Below are 19,093 nucleotides of genomic sequence, written 5' to 3'. Positions count from 1 at the left end.
TTAAAAGCAGTTGAACCAAAAAAGTGATTTTTTACTTTACCTTTGCTCAAAGGTCTCTATAATTCGTCGACATTGCAGGGGCGTAGTTCCAATTGGTAGAACAGCGGTCTCCAAAACCGACGGTTGGGAGTTCGAATCTCTCCGCCCCTGCCATTTCTTCTTTACATCATTTTTAATACTTCTTATATTACTTTACCTACTAACTTCATTGAGTTGTTATGAATTCACGTTACGCAGCTGTATTTGGTATTGAAAACCTTGTATTAAATCAACATTTTCGTTCCCCAACGAATGATCTCCCAATAGATGACGTAAAGTCTTTATCTGTTAATAAGCAGCTACGTGATGATATTGACCGTGCTTTGCATCCCATGGTTATAACTAAATGGTTACAGGCTAGCGAAATTACGCTTAGCGAGCAGCAATTAACACTCCCGAGTGAGCATTTAAGCAGTGATGATAAACGTGCATTGTGGACAGTAATGAGCCAATACCTTGATAATATTTAAACCCGTAGACACCAGCGAAATAACGCAATTAATGGCCATTGAAACCGTATGTCATACGCATCCTTGGACAACCAAAACAATGAGTTCGTGTATTGGTGGGCGTTATTTTAATTTAGCCGCATTTAATAAAGGCACAATGGTTGGTTTTTATATTGGCGAAAAAGCCGGACCTGATTTGACGTTAATGGATATTTGCGTTCGACCGCAAGAGCAAGGTCAGGGAATTGCAACAAAACTATTAAATCAGTTTATTGATTATGCTCATTCAGAACAAGCTGAAAATATATTTTTAGAAGTAAGAGAGTCTAATCAGCGCGCTATAGCCTTATACGAACATATGGGCTTTATAACGATGTCAGTTCGTAAAAACTATTACCCGAGTAATGAGCTTACAAAAAATGGCTACGAAGATGCTATTTTAATGGGAATGGCACTTAGTTTAGGGTTTAAAGACTGTTAAACATTAATGGGAATTGCATTATTTAATGCGTCAATTAAGTCGTTAATTAATGAGTTAACAGGTGTGTTTATATTGTTTTGTAATGCCTGTTCAAGTTTGCTTGCACACTGATATATTTCGTTAAAATTAAAACAACCAGCGCTACCTTTAATATTATGAGCAAGGCTTTTTAAAGCTGCTTTATCGTGTTTTAATTCATTAATCTGCTCTATATAATCAGGTAAACTAGCTACATAGCCTGCATTGATTGTTTTATAATTATCACTGTGTAGTAACTCATCCCATTTACTTTGATTATGCTTTTCAATTTTTAGGTAGTTAACCAACGCTTTTTCTAGTGCGATTTTATCTATTGGTTTAGCTAATGAAGCATTACAACCGGCATTAAGGTAGGTTTCAATATCGTGGTTCATTACATTAGCTGTTAAAGCAATAATGGGCCCTTCGTAAGCTGAGTGACGTAATAGCTCTGTCGCTTCTAAACCACCCATGACAGGCATTTGCATATCCATAATTATTAATTGATAGTCGTTTACCAGTGCCATTTCTACTGCTTGGGCGCCATTACTCACAATGTCGGGTTCAAGACCCCATGTTTGTAATAACAGTTTTATGAGTAGTTGATTATCGGGATTATCTTCTGCAACTAAAATCTTTGCATCAAAACTTTGATTAGCAAAGGATAATAGAGGGTCTATTTGCGGTGTTAATTGAGATATTTCATTGATCATAACCGGTGTAAAGTGCTCATCATATAGATGGCACGCAATAGTAATAGAAAAGCGAGACCCTGCTCCTAATTCACTTCTTACATTTATATCGCCACCGAGCAGCAAGGTTAGCTTTTTAGAAATACTTAACCCTAATCCAGTACCACCAAATTGCCGTGTCGTTGTAGCATCTGCTTGAGTAAAAGGTTTGAACACCTGGTTTATTTGCTGACGGCTCATGCCTATACCGGTATCAATAACCACAAACTCAATTTGCTGGCTATCGATTCGATAATGTACACATAAGGTGATAGTCCCTTGCTCAGTAAATTTTACGGCATTACTAACGATGTTAATTAAAATTTGTTTTAAACGTGTGACGTCGTTATAAATAAAATGTGGTAGTGGAAATGCATATTCGATATTAAAGTTTAACTGTTTTTCATTGGCTAATGGAGTAATGATTGATTCTATATCATGTATTAAATCGGCAACATTTATTTTAGCTGATTCTACAACCAGTTTTTCGGCCTCAATTTTAGATAAGTCGAGTATATTATTAATCAGCTCTAGCAAATGCTTTGAGTTTCTTAAAATTGTACTTAAATGTTGTTTATTACTGCTATTTTCTTTGTGATTAAAGAGTTGTTCAGTAAACCCCATAATAGCGGTTAGCGGGGTGCGTATTTCGTGACTCATGTTAGCCAAAAAACGACTTTTTAACTGATTTGCTTGCTCTGCTTGAGTGATTGCAAGCTCTAGTTTTTTGTTCATACTTTTGAGTGCTTGAGTTCTACTTTCTACTTTCTCTTCTAAGTGATATTTATATTGTTCAAGCTCTTCTTGATAGTGCTTTATTTGTTGAATCATATAGTTAAATTCATTAAATAATGAGCCCATTTCATCTTGCGCTTCAATGGTTAAGCGGACAGATAAGTCACCATCACCCGCACGCTTACTCGCGACACCAAGTTGCTCTATTGGGTTAAGTAATAAATTACGTACAACAATAAAAATCAGTAAAGGTAATATGATCACAGAGATAATTACAATAAAGCTGGTTATTAAGCTAATAGCTTTACCTGATTGGTATAAAATGTCTTTTGGGATGGTTGATACATAATAATAGTGGCCACTCACTTTTTCTGTAACGACCAAACGTTCTAGCTTATCAATACTTGAAAGTTCAATTGTTGATAAAGAATCAAAATTAGCTAGAGCTTCTATTTTGCTAAATTCATGCACACTTAAATATTGGCCTCGCAACTTAGGTTGAGAGCTAAATAGTATTTTCCCTTCTTCGTTCATCAGTAAATTTAACGTATTATCGTATGAAGACTCTAATATGCTGCTATTAATGATTGATGGGTTAATAGTAAGTACTAAAAAGGCGACTTCTTTTGCGCCTGTAACATAAAAATCATCGCTATATATACGCTTTACAAAATACAACTGTGTGCTGCCACTTTCCTTTTGTAACATAAATTGTTGTTCGTTGAGTGGGCTGTGTATTGCCTTATCAAGAAAAGCATAATATCCGGGGGCTGAATTTAGTTTATTAGAGTAATAAGCGTGGCTAACTGCGTTGTCCGATATTAAATTAATACTCATTATATCGGGGTAAGCTTCACTGTAGCTGGCAAATACATCCATTAATGCAATTAACCGATTGGTTGTTGAATTATCAATATCTGAATGGGTTGTTTTTAAAAAATCATTTAGTACAGGGGATTTTGCAAGCAGTTTAGTCACGGCCTGAAATGAGTCGATGTAGTTAAATACCTTTTGCTGTTGCTGCTCTACAAAGCGGCTCATTATAAGGTTTGCTTGTTTTTCAGTTGAGTGAGTAACGTTAGTGAGGGTAAACCCACCTAAAAATACTAACGGCAATATCACCAATGGTGTTATGTACCAAAGTAGGCGAACACTTAACTTACTTGTTTTTTCTGACAAACAGCTTACCTCCACATAAGAGTTCAATACTATTGTTTAAGTCATTTTTTCTCAAGTACTTAAATAAATATCGTAATATAAGTGTTGTTTTTAGGAGGATAGCGCCCTTTAATGAATAAAAAACCGCAGAGTAAAAACATTTAAGCTAAAAAGTGCCTTAAATCACTAAGCATTGATTGTTTATAACGCCAAGATCAGCGAAAATAGTCTTTAATTACGATTAACTTTTCGGGATGCTGACTAAAAACATTTTTGTTTTTGGTATGGGTGTGTTGAGCTTTAAGGGTTTTTGCTTTTAATTAAGCCCTAAAATTTCAGCATACTTTAAATACCTTGCTTTCCGTATTCAATTAAAAAGATTTATTTAATGGCAGATCAAAATCTCCTGGGCGAAATTAATAAACGACGCACCTTCGCTATCATCTCTCACCCGGATGCTGGTAAAACAACAATTACCGAAAAAGTATTGTTGTTCGGACAAGCAATTCAAAAAGCGGGGACTGTAAAGGGTCGTGGCTCTAACCAGCATGCTAAGTCTGACTGGATGGAAATGGAAAAAGAGCGTGGTATCTCAGTCACGACCTCGGTTATGCAGTTTCCTTATAACAATGCGTTAGTTAACTTACTTGATACCCCAGGACACGAAGACTTCTCAGAAGATACTTATCGTACTTTAACGGCTGTCGATTCGTGCTTAATGGTGATTGATGCAGCTAAAGGTGTAGAAGAACGTACACGTAAACTAATGGAAGTGACACGTTTGCGCACTACGCCCATTGTGACATTTATGAATAAATGTGACCGTGATATTCGTGATCCAATGGAATTACTTGATGAAGTAGAAACAGAGCTAAACATTGCATGTGCTCCTATTTCATGGCCAATTGGCTGTGGTAAAGAGTTTAAAGGTGTTTATCATATTCATAATGACGAAGCTGTTTTATACAAAACGGGTCAAGGTCATACTATTCAAGAAGTACGCACGGTAAAGGGATTAGATAATCCAGAGCTAGATATTGCAATTGGCGAAGAACTCGCAGAGCAATTACGCGAAGAGTTAGAGCTGGTTATTGGTGCGTCAAACGAATTTGATTTAGAACTTTTTTTAGCCGGTGAGCTTTCTCCGGTATATTTTGGTACTGCATTGGGTAACTTTGGTGTAGACCATGTATTAGATGGTTTAACACAGTGGGCACCGACTCCTCTTCCACGCGAAACTGAAGATCGTCAAGTCCTTGCCAACGAAGAAAATTTTAGTGGTTTTGTGTTTAAAATTCAGGCAAATATGGATCCAAAACACCGTGACCGTATTGCATTTATGCGTATTGTATCGGGTAAATACAGCCAAGGCATGAAGATGAATCATGTACGTCTTGGTAAACAAATTAGTATATCGGATGCAGTAACCTTTATGGCGGGTGATCGTGAACGTGCTGCGGATGCATTTGCAGGCGATATTATTGGTTTACATAACCACGGTACGATTCAAATAGGCGATACATTTACCCAAGGTGAAAAGCTTAAATTTAGTGGTATTCCAAACTTTGCGCCAGAGCTATTTCGTCGTATTCGTTTAAAAGATCCACTTAAGCAAAAGCAATTACTAAAAGGGTTAGTACAGCTTTCTGAAGAAGGGGCTGTGCAAGTATTCAGACCGCTTATTAATAACGACCTCATTGTAGGTGCTGTAGGTGTTCTACAGTTTGATGTTGTTGTAGCGCGTTTAAAGGCTGAGTACAACGTCGATGCTATTTACGAAGGTGTTAATGTTAATACCGCGCGCTGGGTAAGCAGCGATGATGTTAAAAAGTTTGAAGAGTTTAAACGTAAGTGCGAAAGCAACCTAGCACTTGATGGTGGCGATAACTTAACTTACATCGCACCGAGCCGTGTAAATCTTAACTTATCAATAGAGCGTTACCCTGAGGTCACTTTTAACCACACACGCGAAAACTAAAAATAACCGACTTGAATTAATACAAAGCCTGTTTAAACCGGCTTATAAAGGTAAAAATAATGAACATTCGTACTATTTTGATAGAAAAAGCCATTGCGGCGATGACAGCAGCGGGCTTGCCTGAAGATACTAACCCAGCGGTTACGCAAAGTACGCGTCCACAATTTGGTGATTATCAAATTAATGGTGCAATGGGGGCGGCTAAAAAAATGAAAAGCAACCCTCGAGAGCTCGCTCAAAAAATTATTGATAACCTGGATGTAAGTGACATTGCAGAAAAAACTGAAATTGCAGGCCCTGGCTTTATTAATATTCATTTAAAGCCTGCATTTTTAGCCAAAAATGTAGCAACAGCAAATAGCGATGCGAAGCTTGCTGTAAATGAGCACGCTAAAGCACAAACCGTTGTTGTCGATTACTCATCGCCAAACCTTGCAAAAGAAATGCACGTAGGTCATTTACGTTCAACTATTATTGGTGATGCGATTGTACGCGCTCTAGAATTTAGAGGCGACAAGGTGATTCGCCAAAATCATATGGGCGATTGGGGCACACAGTTTGGGATGCTGATTGCTCATTTAGAGGATCAAATTAGTCAAGGCGTTGATTTAGAATCAGTAGCGCTTGCCGATTTAGAAACCTTTTACCGTGATGCGAAAAAACGTTTCGATGATGAAGAAGGCTTTGCCGATAAAGCGCGTGATTACGTTGTAAAATTACAAGGCGGTGATGCGCACTGTGAAAAGCTTTGGAAGCTGTTTATTGCCACTTCGGTTAAACATTCAGAAGAAGTATACAAGCGTTTAAATGTAACACTAACGCAAGCTGACATTATGGCTGAAAGTGCATACAACGCAGAACTTAACGATATTATTAGCTTATTAAAAGATAAAAACATTGCGGTAGAATCACAAGGCGCACAAGTGGTCTTTTTAGATGAACTTGCCAATAAAGAGGGTGAGCCATCGGCCTTTATCGTGCAAAAGTCGGGAGGTGGATTTTTATATGCGACGACCGATTTAGCCGCATGTGATTATCGCTCAAACAAATTAGGCGCAGAACGTATTTTAATATTTGTTGATGCACGTCAAAGCCTTCACTTTAACCAAGTTGAACTTACCGCACGTAAAGCCGGTTTATTACGTGAAGAAACAAGTTACGAATTCTGTCCATTTGGCACCATGATGGGCGCGGATGGTAAGCCATTTAAAACACGTACTGGTGGCACTGTTAAGCTTGCAGATTTATTAGAAGAGTCAATTAGCCGTGCAGCAACAAAATTAGCAGAGCGTGAATCAGAGCTGTCAGAGCAAGAACGAAGCGAAATTGCCCGTAAAGTAGGTATTGGAGCTGTTAAGTATGCCGACCTTTCTAAGCACCGTACCAGCGATTACATCTTTAACTGGGACAGCATGTTAAGCTTTGAAGGCGCAACGGCTCCTTATTTACAATATGCTTATACGCGAGTGCGTAGTATCTTTCGTAAATCAGATTTAAGTGCTGAGGCGCTTATTTTACTTGGGGTAAATGTAAAAATAGATGAACCACAAGAAAAAGCGCTAGCGCTAAAACTACTTCAGCTAGAAGAAGTTCTCGATTTAATGATAGCAGAGGCAACACCACACGTATTGTGTAGTTACTTGTACGAACTAGCTAGCTTATACATGACATTCTACGAAGCGTGCCCAGTACTTAAAGACGGTGTAGAGCCAAGCGTACGTGATAGCCGCTTAGTATTGTGTAATGTGGTTTCTAAAACATTAGAAACGGGATTAGATCTATTAGGCATTGAAGTCATGGAGCAAATGTAATCTGCTGCGTGTAGTTCGCTTTAGCTGCGTTAAGAAGTTTATTTAGCCAAAGTCACATATAAGGGCGTATGTTTCTTGGCATAAATGAACTTCTTGCCTTGCTAGCACTTCTACACTTGCAGATATCATGTTTTACATTGTAGGTTGAGTGAAACAAAACCTAATGATACACCTGAGACTCTGTGTTTATTGCTATCGGATACACCTGAATCTTAATATTTGTTACGACTCAACATCTATTGTTTTAAGCTCGCTACTCTAAGCTCTTTTCTAAGGCTTTATTTAAAGGATTTGTTTATGAAACTCGAAGATATCCGCCGTGAATACCTGCAAAATGCACTTAGCGAAGATAATTTGCTTGATGATCCATTTAAACAATTTGAAACTTGGCTTGAGCATGCCGTAGGCAGTAATATCCCCGATCCTACGGCGATGGTAGTCGCTACGGTTGATGAAACGGGTCAACCTTCGCAGCGTATTGTATTGTTAAAACACCTTGATGATAATGGTTTTGTATTTTTTACCAATACGGGTTCGCGCAAAGCACAAGAATTAAAAAACAATAATAAAATATCACTTCACTTTCCTTGGCACCATATGGAGCGCCAAGTTATTGTATATGGTGAGGCAAAGCCGTTACCAACATCAGATGTTGCTAAATACTTTTTGTCACGTCCTAAACAAAGTCAGTTAGCCGCATGGGCTTCAGCACAAAGCCGTCCAATTTCATCACGTAAAGTACTGATGGAAACCTTTGCAGCTATGAAAAACAAGTTTGCTAATGGCGAAATACCCTTACCTGACTTTTGGGGAGGATATTGTGTCGTACCAACTAAAATAGAGTTTTGGCAAGGTGGTGAGCATCGTTTACACGATCGTTTTATATATCAGCGTCAGGCTGATAATCGCTGGCAAATAACGCGTTTAAACCCTTAATAAGCCCATTAACATGAAGTTTATCGATACTCATTGTCACCTTGATTTTAGTGAATTTGATGATAATAGGTCAAAGCTAATACGCCAGTGTATGCAAGATGGGATTGAGCGTTTTATTGTGCCAGGTATTAGTTTATTACAATCGAAACGCTTGTTAGATTTACAAAAACAATATCCACCAATAAAAATAGCCATGGGCTTACACCCTTACTTTTTATCGCAACATGAATCTGATGATATTGACAAACTATTTGAGCTTGTTAAGCGCAATAAAAATGAATTAGTGGCAATCGGTGAGTGTGGCTTAGACCGTAGTATTGAAAACTTACCTAAGCAAACTCATTTATTTGAGCAGCAAATAGAGATCGCGAATACCTTAGATTTGCCGTTGATCATTCATCATCGACAAAGTCATGATTTAATTGCCCAATCGTTTAAGCGTTGTCGGCCAAAAACAGGGGGGGTTATACATGCTTTTTCTGGATCGATACAGCAGGCCAATTATTATATTAAACAGGGCTTTAAACTAGGAGTTGGGGGCGTTATAACTTATCCGCGTGCAGTAAAAACACGTGCTGTTATTGCACAAATTGCCCCGCAATACTTAGTGTTAGAAACCGACTCTCCGTCCATGCCATTAAACGGTTTTCAAGGTGAAATTAATACGCCTTTACATATTCCCATTGTATTTAAAACATTAAGCTCGCTCAAACCACAGATAAAAGAAGATAAGTTAGCTCAGGCTGTTTATGACTCCAGTTTAGCAGTCTTTTTAATGTAACGTTCTACTTGCCAGCGTTTTACACCACGTCCTAATTGCCAAAATAAAATACTCGCAATAACCAACATTAATAGTACTTGTCTTCCCAGATCATGAAAATGATTATGGCTATCAGCTATCGCCGAACGAGTTAAATAAGTAATAGAAACAAAGCCAATAGGGCGGTCGTTATCATCGATAACCGGTGTAACAAAAGGCGTTTTTAGTTTACTAATACCGGGTGTTGAATCTGGTAGCTGGCCATAAATATCGTGAGACTGCCAGTTATCACTACTGGCTAAGAGTATCCCTTGTTGATCGTATATTGTTGCAAAGAGAACAAATTCATCTTGGCTTATATCGTTACACAAGGCACTTAATCGCAACTTATTTTTGTCTATTAGTGGGTTTTTAGCGCTTAAGGCCATAAATTTACTAAGACTTTTTGCTGTATTGTCGGCACTATCATATAAAAGTTGATGACTTTGAAAACTGCTATTAACCAGTACCCAAGTTAATAGTAAAAAACACCCAGCAGCCAGGGTTAGACGTAAAAGTCGTTTTTTTTGCGATGCCCACAACGGGCTTTTAATATGGATATTTCTCATAGTCACCATGAATGATACTGACAGCAATTTATTTTGATGTTACAACTGTCACTATAACCTTAAACCCTACCCATTGGCGAGTTTAGCGCAAACATAAGTCTGTTTTTTGGGGATAAATTAATAATATCGGAGAATACATGTCACAGTTAAGCGATGCTAACCCGCTTCCTTTAAACCGTTGGTTTAGTTACAAACAAGGTTCAATAAATGAACTTGAACAAGTACCGAAGCGTAATAAGGGCGTATTCTCAATTGCATTTGGTGGTGATGTTTCAGCTGAAAATATAGCGGCAATAACGCAGTTTTTAAATGAACATAAGCAGCCAGTGAGCGCAATGTGCCGATATCAACCTGATCCTGCATTAACACCGGCAGTGTGTTTTTATTCAGCGCAAGAGATTAAATTAAATCCGTTAATACTTAAAGACTTCGCTGCAAAGCACGACTTGCAGCTAGTACAAATAACAGGGTTACCAAATTTATACGCGAAAGGTTTGTTGGTTATGGATATGGACTCGACAGCCATCACCATTGAGTGCATTGATGAAATAGCGCGATTAGCCAATGTATATGATGAAGTGGCTGGCGTGACCGCTCAAGCAATGGCAGGCAAGCTTGATTTTAGTGAAAGTTTATACCAAAGAGTCGCAAAGCTTGAAGGCATCGAAGAAAATTTAATTAATGAACTTAAAAACTCATTACCGTTAATGCCTGGTATAAAAGCTTTATGTGAAATATTAAAGCAGCATAACTGGTATTTAGTTATTGCCTCGGGTGGGTTTGTCCCGTTTGCAGAGCAAGTACAAAAGTTAATTAATTTAGATGAGGTACATGCTAACGTACTCGAATTTGCCGATAACAAACTCACCGGTAAGGTTTTAGGTACAATCGTTGATGCAAAACAAAAAGCGGTTGTGCTAACGGCTATTCAAAATAAACTGGGGTTATCAAAAGCACAAACAGTGGCAATTGGTGATGGCGCAAATGATTTAAAAATGATGGCTGAAGCGGGTTTAGGTGTTGCTGTGCACGGAAAACCTAAAGTCGTTGAGCAAGCCGATGCGGCAATTTGCCAAGGCTCGTTATTACAACTGCTATATATGTTAACACTGCCTGTGGAGTAAATATTAACGAGTGCGGTTTACCCAACGTAATTTACGCTGCTCCATTTCCTTAACTGCTTTAGGGTCGAGTGATAGATGATTTAATGCTTCTTGTGTGATATCGACTAGATCACCGACTCCTGCGACAGACCATAATGCTTCTTGTAAGTTTTTAGCTTTGTGTAATGCATAATTACTAACATACTTGAGTTCATTGGCCAGGTAATCAGTATCTGGTCGCCCTGTTCGAGAAATGTATAATCGGGTAACAAAAATAATTTTTGAATTTACTCTTAATAAAATTTTATCTTTTAAAGATGAATAATCATCGCCTAGCAGGCAATCTGACTTTATTGCTTCATCAATTTTATTCTTTCGAGGATCAAAATAAATTACTTGTGTAAAGGCAAGGGGAGGATCTTGGCGTTTATGATCTTTAATTGCAGGGGTTATTACCTGATTAATTTGTTTTATTGTAAGAATTGAATCTAAAGTTGTTTTGTCGTTAAGTAGATTAAAACTATGTAATAATAAATGGATTGGGCTTGGGTATAAACCATAGCCAATGGCACCACAGCTAAAATGCGACGCATCTTTATGAAGATATAATGGGAACTGGCAGACGCTTTTAGTGATCATATTACGTAAAGCGGTAGACAGCCCTGGTACTTTTGGTGATTCTTCACATGCATGTAGCTTATCTTTATTCCCCTCAATTAACTGATCAAAAAACTTAACGCCAATATGAGCTGAATCTGCTATCCGATGTGCTTTTAAGTTTAACGTAGTTAATGATTTAGAAATGGCCATTACTTCGTATTTTAAATCTATTAACTTATGTTTTTTAGTGATTTTTTGTAAATCAGGAAATGCTAAATGAACTATGTCGCCTTTCTTAAAAGGAACAGGGGCTTCACACTCAATTTGTAACCCCATTACTGAAAAGTCACGTGTAGAGCCTAATATTTTCTGATCTGATAAACTAACAATAGTATTTGTTTTATATAAATAGCGTTTATGAGAGCGTAAATTGACATATTCAAGTGCAACAACCTCTAGATAAGGAGGCGTTTTTTTCTTGGTATGACCAAAAGCTTTGAGCTGATTTAATTGTGATTTATCATAACTAACTTGTTGATAATTTTTTTGTTCTACAGCGTTACTAACGCTAGTTAATACCACAATATATTTAACATCTTTAATAATGCCTTCGACTCGAGGTGAAGGCGGCTTATTTAGTTTCTCCACTTCTTTACCTGCGCTGTTTGGCAGTGATAGTGGGATAAATGAATCTTCAGGATGGCTAGGCATGACTTGAATTTTAAAACATTGCCAGCTGTCTTTATGACTACCAAAACCAAAGAAAAGCGGAGCTAGGGCAGGGGTGGCATTTAATTCAGAGCGTGTGGCAGAGTAATAATATATTTTTCCCCCTGAAATATGAGTGAAAGTATATAAGTAATCCTCTTTTACCGCGCTCTCTTGCTCTAGCAAGCGCGTCATTCGCGTGTGATTAAGTACGCAATATAGATTTGAAATTTTCATTTCATCGTTAAAATAGCGTTGAATAAAAATATTGTTTTCGGTTGTTAAGCTAATACTTGGGTATAAGATGCTTTCTTTTTCACTTAAGAATAAAAAAAGTGATGTAACGCGTGGAATATAATATTGCTCATAACCTTTAGAGACTACAGCATCGAGAGTGTTATCTAAATTAACTTTATAGCGGCGCTTATTACCATGAATAAAGTTAGATAAAAAATTATCAAAAGCTTCGTTGTTTTCAATAAATGTGCGTTTTAATCTTACATAATTATACTCAGCAGTCGATGGTTCTACCGCAACCACTTCATATTGAATTCCACTTTTTAGCCCTAGTTCAAAATCTTGCTCAAGACCGACTAATCGAAGTGCAATAAGCTGGCCTTTTTTAATATTATGTTTATAGCTGAGCTTAATTTTACTGCCGCTTAAAGAGATATCAGATGTGGTGGCTGCAATATTTTTTTTGTCATTAAAATCAATTGTGATTTTAATGGAATAATTCATTCGTTCTTCACTACGACTTTCATAAGAAGCAAATTTTATCACTTCCGTTGGCAGTTCTTGTGCTTTTTTTAAGGTGGGATTTGCGAGCTGTTTCTCTGCTTGTTTTTGTAATACTCGGTGGTTATTTTCGGTATTCATTACCGCTTCGTATACGGCTAAAGTGTAACCACCATGTTGCTTAATTGCTTTTTCGAATACTTCAACGGCCATAGCATCCATAAAGTGTTGCTTATTGTTATGGATATAAGGCTTAACTTGGCCTGTCACTAAGCCTCTTAAATCAATAAAGCGGGCAACAGGTTGAGAAAGACGGGTCATTTCCATTTTCATTAAAAACTGCTCTGGTTTTGTTAAACTAGCGGTTTTTGATTTGAAAATAGCATCAAACTTAGGAGTCCCTAAATACTGTTTTAGCTCATCAACAAGATGCTCGTGCTTGAGTAAAATATCTTCAGCCATTAAAACGTCTTCATCCTAAAAGAAATTAAGGAGTATTATTCCAACTTTAGGTATAAAGTTGAATATGGTTATCAGAAAATTTACACTCCAATAAACTTTCTAATATTGTTAATATAACACGATTATTCTCGTAACAGCCACTTAGTAATAATGACGGGTATCTAAGTCAACTTTATGGCAAATTACATAACATTAAAATTAAAGCAAAAAGTATACCTAAACTTATGGTAAAAAAGAAAACGGCATTTGTTTGTAGCGATTGTGGCGCTGAGTTCCCACGTTGGCAAGGTCAATGTGGCGAATGTAAAGCATGGAACACGGTAACTGAATTTAGGGTTTCATCGGCTAAAGCCCCTGCGCGGACAGGGGGAATGGCAGGTTATGCGGGTTTAACCGATGCTAAAGTGCAAACCCTTGATGAGGTGAATTTAGAACAATTACCCAGATTTTCAACTGGGTTTAAAGAGTTTGATCGTGTTTTAGGTGGGGGAGTGGTTCCCGGTAGTGCAATACTGATCGGTGGTTCACCTGGTGCCGGTAAAAGTACGGTTTTATTGCAAACAATGTGTCTACTTGCCCAAAATATGAATACATTATATGTCACCGGCGAAGAGTCGTTGCAGCAAGTTGCTATGCGCGCTAAGCGCTTAAAACTGCCAACAGATAAATTGCGTATGCTTGCTGAAACAAATGTAGAAACAATTTGCCAGCTTGCCTTACAAGAAAAGCCACAAATAATGGTGATTGATTCAATTCAAGTTGTGCATATGAGTGACGTGCAATCGGCACCAGGCAGCGTATCTCAGGTGAGAGAAAGTGCTGCGTACTTAACCCGCTTTGCTAAACAAAACCAAGTGGCCATTATAATGGTTGGTCATGTAACTAAAGATGGGTCATTAGCCGGCCCTAAAGTACTTGAACACTGCATAGATTGCTCTATTTTACTGGAAGGCAGTAGTGATAGTCGATTTAGAACGTTACGCGGTAATAAAAATCGCTTTGGTGCGGTTAATGAGCTTGGCGTATTTGCTATGACAGAGCAAGGATTAAAAGAAGTAAATAATCCTTCTGCCATATTTTTAAATAGAGCCGAAGAACAAACACCTGGTTCGTTAGTGATGGTCATTTGGGAAGGCACAAGACCTTTATTAGTGGAAGTTCAAGCTTTAGTCGATTATTCACAGTTAAGTAACCCAAGACGTGTAACGGTTGGACTTGATCAAAACCGTTTAGCAATGTTACTTGCTGTTTTACACCGCCATGGTGGTTTACAAGTTGCTGACCAAGATGTATTTGTAAATGTGGTTGGGGGTGTTAAAGTGACAGAAACAAGTGCCGATTTAGCACTGATTGTTGCTTTAGTATCAAGCTTTAAAAATTACTCTTTAGCACGCGAGCTTGTTGTGTTTGGTGAAGTTGGGTTAGGTGGAGAAATAAGGCCTGTACCGAGCGGCCAAGAGCGCTTAAAAGAAGCGGCAAAGCATGGGTTTAAACGTGCCATTGTGCCTATTGCGAACAAGCCAAAAGAAAAAATAGATGGCATGGAAATCACTGCCGTAAGTAGCTTAGCTGATGCCTTAGAGGCATTGTTTTAAGTATTTTAATATTATCTGTAATAAGGAAATAAAATGAAAAAATTAATGATAGTTACAGCGCTAGTTGCTGCGGGTATTGGTGGATTTAGTTATGCTAATCATGTTGCTAGCGAAAAAGTAAAAACAGAAGTTGATAAACAGTTGGCACTTTTGACGCAAGAAACCGGTGCTATTTTTGAATATGGTAGCTTATCAGCAAACATGTTTAGTAATTCAATGAGTATTGTTGATATGGTTGTAACCAGCCCAGAGGGGCAGCCTTTTGCAATGATCGACAGTATTAAAGTGAAAGGTTACGAAACGGACAAAATATCTGAACATACATCATTTGATATTGAAAACTTCACGTTTACTCAAGAAACTCAATCTGCGCTTTTAAGGGATGTAAATCCAAAATTATTAAGTGCAAGCTATGATTTACACTCAGCTGTTTATTTTGATGATAGCTCCGGTGAAAGTGACATCGTCTTGAAGCTTAATACCAGTGAAATTGCTGATATGGGAATAGATATTGAGCTTGCGAATACGAAAGAGCTTATGGATTTATCACTTGAAATAAATAAGTTACAAAACTCAGAGACACCGCTGACGGTTGAGCAAGAGCTACAGCAGCAAACTAAACTGATGCAAGCGTTAAGTAAAATACAGCCTAGAAGCGCTAAATTTGCTTTAATTAACCAAGGTGATTTAAAAGAGATTATTAATACTGAGTTAGAATCACAAGGTATGACACTTGAGCAAATGCAACAAATGGCTCAACAGCAACTTCAGCAATTACCCATTCCTGAAGATCTTGTACAACAGTTAAATGATTTTATTATGGGCTTAAATGAGCTAACAGTTTCAGCAAGTTTACCTGAAGGTAAAACAACGATGGAACTTAGCCAAGAATTAACGATGTTATTAGGTCAACCTGAAGAGCTTGTTAAGTTTATTAATTTAAAAGTATCGGGTAGTTAAGCTCTGCTATTTAACAGAATAGTTTAACAACAAAATAGTTTTTTAAGCGCAAGGTTTCTTGCGCTTTTTTATTTTCTAAGTATTAAAAATTGCCTTAAATATTAATGTTAAAAGGAACGAAAATAGTCATATGCAAAAATTAAAAACGTTAGTGCACGCGGGTATATCAATAGAGAGTGGCGAAATCATGACACGACTCACTGCACGCGCTATTGTGTTCCATGCAGATAAAATTTTATTAATGTATACCGCGCGTTATGATGATTTTAGCTTACCCGGCGGTGGGGTTGATGCGCACGAAACTATTGAACAAGGACTTGTTCGAGAGCTAAGAGAAGAAACCGGCGCACAGCACATCTCAATAGGTAAAGCATTTGGTTTGTATGAAGAGTATCGACCTTGGTATAAAGACGATGCCGATATTATTCATATAAAATCGTATTGTTATTTTTGTGATATTGCCCAAGAGTTAGGAGTCGCGACATTAGAAAGTTACGAAATACAAAATGGTATGCAAGCAAAGTGGGTTAAAATACAGGATGCGATTGAGCATAACGAACGTACATTAGCGAATAGTGAAAAACAGGGATTATCGATTATCCGCGAAACATTTTTACTTAAAGAAATAGCTAAGCAGTTAAATTAAAAAAACCGTGTTTGTAAAAACACGGTTTTAAAAAAATGCTGTATATAGAACAGTAATTAGTGAAGTATACGTGCTCTAATCGTGCCCTCAACAGCACTTAGCTCTTTTAAAGCGACCTCAGAGTGATCAGTATCTACGTCGATAACGACATAACCGATTGCTTCATCAGTTTGTAAGTATTGTGCAGCAATATTAATCCCATGCTGTGCAAATGCTTGGTTTATCTGGGTTAATACACCTGGTCGGTTATGATGAACGTGTAATAAACGACTACGGTTTGCAAGCTCAGGAAGCGATACTTCAGGGAAGTTAACCGCGGTGATCGTAGAGCCGTTGTCTGAGTATTTAGCAAGTTTACCTGCTACTTCAATACCTATATTTTCTTGTGCTTCTTGGGTAGAACCACCAATATGCGGCGTTAAAATAACGTTATCAAATTCACGCAGAGGTGAAACAAACTCTTCATCATTTGATTTCGGTTCTACTGGGAAAACATCAATAGCAGCACCGCTTAATTTATTTTCACCTAAGGCTTCAGCTAAGGCATCAATGTCAACTACCGTTCCACGAGATGCATTAATAAGAATCGCTCCTTGCTTCATCACTGATATCTCGGCAGAGCCGATAAGATTTTTAGTTTGCGGTGTTTCAGGAACATGTAAGCTTATAATATCGGCACGTTGTAATAACTGAGTAAGGTTATGAACTTGTTTAGCATTCCCTAACGTTAACTTATCTTCAATATCATAAAACTCAACGTTCATACCTATATTTTCGGCCATAATACTCAACTGTGTACCAATGTGACCGTAACCGATAATACCTAAGGTTTTTCCACGTGCTTCAAATGAGCCCGTAGCTGTTTTTAACCAACCACCACGGTGTGCTGCGGCATTACGCTCAGGAATACCGCGTAACAGTAGTAAAATTTCACCTAATACAAGCTCAGCAACTGAACGAGTATTTGAAAAAGGGGCATTAAATACAGCAATACCACGTTCGCGAGCCGCACTTAAATCCACTTGATTTGTCCCGATACAGAAACAACCAATCGCCACTAATTTGTCAGCAGATGCGAGTACTGACTCATTAATATGGGTACGAGAGCGAAGGCCAACAAAATGAACATCTTTAATACGTTCTTTTAGTTCCTCCTCAGGTAGCGATGTTTTTACGTAATCGATATTACTATAGCCATTACGTTTTAACGTTTCTACAGCACTTTGATGAACACCTTCAAGCAGAAGAATTTTAATTTTATCTTTTGCTAACGATACCTTACTCATAACCTTATCCTATTTAATTTGGGGGCCGTTTTGAGTGCCAATAATGACTTTATCAGCACCTCGCTGTGCAAACAGACCATTGGTAACTACGCCAACAATTTGATTGATTTGTGTTTCAAGTTGTTTTGCATCATTAATTTTTAAATTATGTACATCAATAATAACGTTGCCGTTATCGGTAACTACGCCTTGGCGGTATACCGGATCAGCACCTAGCTTTAGTAACTCTCGGGCAACATAGCTGCGGGCCATTGGGATCACTTCAACCGGTAATGGAAATTCCCCTAATGTATCTACTATTTTTGTGTCATCAACAATACATACAAATTGTTTAGCAACCGCAGCAACAATTTTTTCACGAGTTAAAGCGGCACCGCCGCCTTTGATCATCTCGTTGTGAGCATTTATTTCATCTGCGCCATCGATATAAATATCTAGTTTATCAACATTATTTAATTCAAAAACTTCTATACCTAATGTTTTTAAACGCTCGGTAGAAGCTTCAGAACTTGATACAGCCCCTGCAATGGTATCTTTTATTGTGCCAAGCGCATCAATAAAGTGGTTAACAGTAGAGCCTGTACCAACACCTACGATGGTATTTTCTTGTACAAACTCTAGAGCGGCCCATGCAGCAGCTTTTTTTAATTCATCTTGTGTCATATCTGTGTGCTCTTTTTAACGGTGTTTATTTACCATTGATAGGTTTTACTGGGTGTTATAATTGTTGTTAATGGCACATCCCAGGCCTCAATGGGTAATCTATCTACTTTTTGGCAATCATGTGCTAAACCAATAAGCTGGGGTGAATAACTATTTTGTTGGTATAAACTTGCCAACGTTTTATCATAATAGCCGCCTCCCATCCCTAACCTATTACCATTGTCATCAAAAGCGACTAACGGCATGAGTAGCATATCTAATTCGGCCACGGGGCAAATTTGAGCACAGTTCAATTTAGGCTCAAAGATACCATAGCGATTTACTCTCATGGGTGAGTTTTTTTCATAACGTTGAAATAGCAGTGTAGTGCCATTAAAAGGGTGGATTATAGGTAAGTGTAAGAGATGGTTTTTGTTCCATAACTCTTTAATTAACAAAGATGTATCTAATTCTCCATCGTTAGTTAAATAAATCCCAACATTAAGGTTAGGGGCTGTTTTTAGCTGTTTTAAGTGTTGAGTAAAATTCACTTTTAGTGAAGACGCCGCTGATTTTTGTTGTGATTTAGTTAGCTTATTACGTGCGCTTCGTATATTTGATCTTATTTCTGCTCTATTTTTGTTCATTT

The 19,093-nt window shown here is 37.8% G+C and carries 16 protein-coding genes and 1 tRNA gene; 11 read left to right on the top strand and 6 right to left on the bottom strand.

What is annotated here, in order from left to right:
• Nucleotides 1-76: 76 nt before the first annotated feature.
• The 3 genes from J8L70_RS01945 (at nucleotide 77) to rimI (ending at nucleotide 969) form a co-directional block, all read left to right on the top strand.
• Nucleotides 77-153, top strand: a tRNA-Trp gene (locus J8L70_RS01945).
• 65 nt (nucleotides 154-218) lie between these two features.
• Complete coding sequence (locus J8L70_RS01940) at nucleotides 219-509, top strand: hypothetical protein (protein ID WP_211053784.1); 291 nt, start codon at nucleotides 219-221, stop codon at nucleotides 507-509.
• Complete coding sequence (gene rimI / locus J8L70_RS01935; protein WP_211053783.1) at nucleotides 496-969, top strand: ribosomal protein S18-alanine N-acetyltransferase; 474 nt, start codon at nucleotides 496-498, stop codon at nucleotides 967-969. The genes J8L70_RS01940 and rimI overlap by 14 nt, the downstream gene beginning before the upstream one ends.
• On the opposite strand, the gene J8L70_RS01930 is transcribed toward rimI, so the two are convergent.
• Nucleotides 966-3,632: a hybrid sensor histidine kinase/response regulator gene (locus J8L70_RS01930; RefSeq protein WP_211053782.1), complete on the bottom strand. Its 2,667-nt coding sequence runs from the start codon at nucleotides 3,630-3,632 to the stop codon at nucleotides 966-968. The genes rimI and J8L70_RS01930 overlap by 4 nt on opposite strands.
• A 367-nt stretch (nucleotides 3,633-3,999) precedes the next feature.
• Here J8L70_RS01930 and prfC point away from each other — a divergent pair, with 367 nt between their 5' ends.
• The 4 genes from prfC (at nucleotide 4,000) to J8L70_RS01910 (ending at nucleotide 9,117) form a co-directional block, all read left to right on the top strand.
• A complete protein-coding gene (prfC, locus tag J8L70_RS01925) occupies nucleotides 4,000-5,589 on the top strand; it encodes a peptide chain release factor 3 (protein WP_211053781.1) in 1,590 nt (529 codons plus the stop codon).
• A 59-nt stretch (nucleotides 5,590-5,648) separates the two neighbouring features.
• The gene (gene argS, locus J8L70_RS01920) at nucleotides 5,649-7,400 is read left to right on the top strand and encodes an arginine--tRNA ligase (protein ID WP_211053780.1); all 1,752 of its coding nucleotides are present in this window, start codon (nucleotides 5,649-5,651) and stop codon (nucleotides 7,398-7,400) included.
• A gap of 297 nt (nucleotides 7,401-7,697) precedes the next feature.
• Nucleotides 7,698-8,336: a pyridoxamine 5'-phosphate oxidase gene (gene pdxH, locus J8L70_RS01915; RefSeq protein ID WP_211053779.1), complete on the top strand. Its 639-nt coding sequence runs from the start codon at nucleotides 7,698-7,700 to the stop codon at nucleotides 8,334-8,336.
• A 13-nt stretch (nucleotides 8,337-8,349) separates the two neighbouring features.
• Entirely contained in the window at nucleotides 8,350-9,117 is a 768-nt protein-coding gene (locus J8L70_RS01910; RefSeq protein ID WP_211053778.1) for a TatD family hydrolase, read from the top strand.
• Here J8L70_RS01910 and J8L70_RS01905 read toward each other — a convergent pair.
• Nucleotides 9,084-9,704 carry an AhpA/YtjB family protein gene (locus J8L70_RS01905; protein ID WP_211053777.1) on the bottom strand — a complete coding sequence of 207 codons (621 nt, stop codon included), beginning with the start codon at nucleotides 9,702-9,704 and terminating at the stop codon, nucleotides 9,084-9,086. The two genes, J8L70_RS01910 and J8L70_RS01905, sit on opposite strands and share 34 nt — an antisense overlap.
• 137 nt (nucleotides 9,705-9,841) lie before the next feature.
• On the opposite strand from J8L70_RS01905, the gene serB reads away from it, so the two are divergent.
• Nucleotides 9,842-10,828 carry a phosphoserine phosphatase SerB gene (gene serB, locus J8L70_RS01900; protein ID WP_211053776.1) on the top strand — a complete coding sequence of 329 codons (987 nt, stop codon included), beginning with the start codon at nucleotides 9,842-9,844 and terminating at the stop codon, nucleotides 10,826-10,828.
• A 3-nt stretch (nucleotides 10,829-10,831) separates the two neighbouring features.
• Here the strand turns inward: serB and J8L70_RS01895 are convergent, their stop codons facing one another.
• The gene (locus J8L70_RS01895; RefSeq protein ID WP_211053775.1) at nucleotides 10,832-13,315 is read right to left on the bottom strand and encodes a PilZ domain-containing protein; all 2,484 of its coding nucleotides are present in this window, start codon (nucleotides 13,313-13,315) and stop codon (nucleotides 10,832-10,834) included.
• 224 nt (nucleotides 13,316-13,539) lie between these two features.
• Here J8L70_RS01895 and radA point away from each other — a divergent pair, with 224 nt between their 5' ends.
• From radA to J8L70_RS01880, 3 genes are all read left to right on the top strand, one after another.
• Complete coding sequence (radA, locus tag J8L70_RS01890; protein ID WP_211053774.1) at nucleotides 13,540-14,910, top strand: DNA repair protein RadA; 1,371 nt, start codon at nucleotides 13,540-13,542, stop codon at nucleotides 14,908-14,910.
• Between the two features lie 33 nt (nucleotides 14,911-14,943).
• A complete protein-coding gene (locus J8L70_RS01885; protein WP_211053773.1) occupies nucleotides 14,944-15,870 on the top strand; it encodes a hypothetical protein in 927 nt (308 codons plus the stop codon).
• A gap of 130 nt (nucleotides 15,871-16,000) precedes the next feature.
• Nucleotides 16,001-16,516: an NUDIX domain-containing protein gene (locus J8L70_RS01880; protein ID WP_211053772.1), complete on the top strand. Its 516-nt coding sequence runs from the start codon at nucleotides 16,001-16,003 to the stop codon at nucleotides 16,514-16,516.
• Between the two features lie 56 nt (nucleotides 16,517-16,572).
• Here J8L70_RS01880 and serA read toward each other — a convergent pair whose 3' ends face one another.
• From serA to J8L70_RS01865, 3 genes are read right to left on the bottom strand one after another with little or no spacing between them, the layout of a single operon-like run.
• A complete protein-coding gene (gene serA, locus J8L70_RS01875; RefSeq protein WP_211053771.1) occupies nucleotides 16,573-17,802 on the bottom strand; it encodes a phosphoglycerate dehydrogenase in 1,230 nt (409 codons plus the stop codon).
• Between the two features lie 9 nt (nucleotides 17,803-17,811).
• Complete coding sequence (gene rpiA, locus J8L70_RS01870) at nucleotides 17,812-18,465, bottom strand: ribose-5-phosphate isomerase RpiA (protein ID WP_211053770.1); 654 nt, start codon at nucleotides 18,463-18,465, stop codon at nucleotides 17,812-17,814.
• A 29-nt stretch (nucleotides 18,466-18,494) separates the two neighbouring features.
• Complete coding sequence (locus J8L70_RS01865; protein WP_211053769.1) at nucleotides 18,495-19,091, bottom strand: 5-formyltetrahydrofolate cyclo-ligase; 597 nt, start codon at nucleotides 19,089-19,091, stop codon at nucleotides 18,495-18,497.
• Between the last annotated feature and the right edge of the window lie 2 nt (nucleotides 19,092-19,093).

Source organism: Pseudoalteromonas sp. MMG010, from assembly GCF_018100905.1.
GTDB lineage: Bacteria > Pseudomonadota > Gammaproteobacteria > Enterobacterales > Alteromonadaceae > Pseudoalteromonas.
Note: the sequence above shows the minus strand (reverse complement) of the source record. Positions and strands in the feature narration are given on the sequence as shown.

Excerpts from the sequence above, each read along its gene's own strand:
- J8L70_RS01940 (WP_211053784.1), top strand. The coding sequence starts at position 219 with ATGAATTCACGTTACGCAGCTGTATTTGGTATTGAAAACCTTGTATTA.
- prfC (WP_211053781.1), top strand. The coding sequence starts at position 4,000 with ATGGCAGATCAAAATCTCCTGGGCGAAATTAATAAACGACGCACCTTC.
- argS (WP_211053780.1), top strand. The coding sequence starts at position 5,649 with ATGAACATTCGTACTATTTTGATAGAAAAAGCCATTGCGGCGATGACA.
- pdxH (WP_211053779.1), top strand. The coding sequence starts at position 7,698 with ATGAAACTCGAAGATATCCGCCGTGAATACCTGCAAAATGCACTTAGC.
- J8L70_RS01910 (WP_211053778.1), top strand. The coding sequence starts at position 8,350 with ATGAAGTTTATCGATACTCATTGTCACCTTGATTTTAGTGAATTTGAT.
- J8L70_RS01905 (WP_211053777.1), bottom strand. The coding sequence starts at position 9,704 with ATGAGAAATATCCATATTAAAAGCCCGTTGTGGGCATCGCAAAAAAAA.
- serB (WP_211053776.1), top strand. The coding sequence starts at position 9,842 with ATGTCACAGTTAAGCGATGCTAACCCGCTTCCTTTAAACCGTTGGTTT.
- J8L70_RS01895 (WP_211053775.1), bottom strand. The coding sequence starts at position 13,315 with ATGGCTGAAGATATTTTACTCAAGCACGAGCATCTTGTTGATGAGCTA.
- radA (WP_211053774.1), top strand. The coding sequence starts at position 13,540 with ATGGTAAAAAAGAAAACGGCATTTGTTTGTAGCGATTGTGGCGCTGAG.
- J8L70_RS01885 (WP_211053773.1), top strand. The coding sequence starts at position 14,944 with ATGAAAAAATTAATGATAGTTACAGCGCTAGTTGCTGCGGGTATTGGT.
- J8L70_RS01880 (WP_211053772.1), top strand. The coding sequence starts at position 16,001 with ATGCAAAAATTAAAAACGTTAGTGCACGCGGGTATATCAATAGAGAGT.
- serA (WP_211053771.1), bottom strand. The coding sequence starts at position 17,802 with ATGAGTAAGGTATCGTTAGCAAAAGATAAAATTAAAATTCTTCTGCTT.
- rpiA (WP_211053770.1), bottom strand. The coding sequence starts at position 18,465 with ATGACACAAGATGAATTAAAAAAAGCTGCTGCATGGGCCGCTCTAGAG.
- J8L70_RS01865 (WP_211053769.1), bottom strand. The coding sequence starts at position 19,091 with ATGAACAAAAATAGAGCAGAAATAAGATCAAATATACGAAGCGCACGT.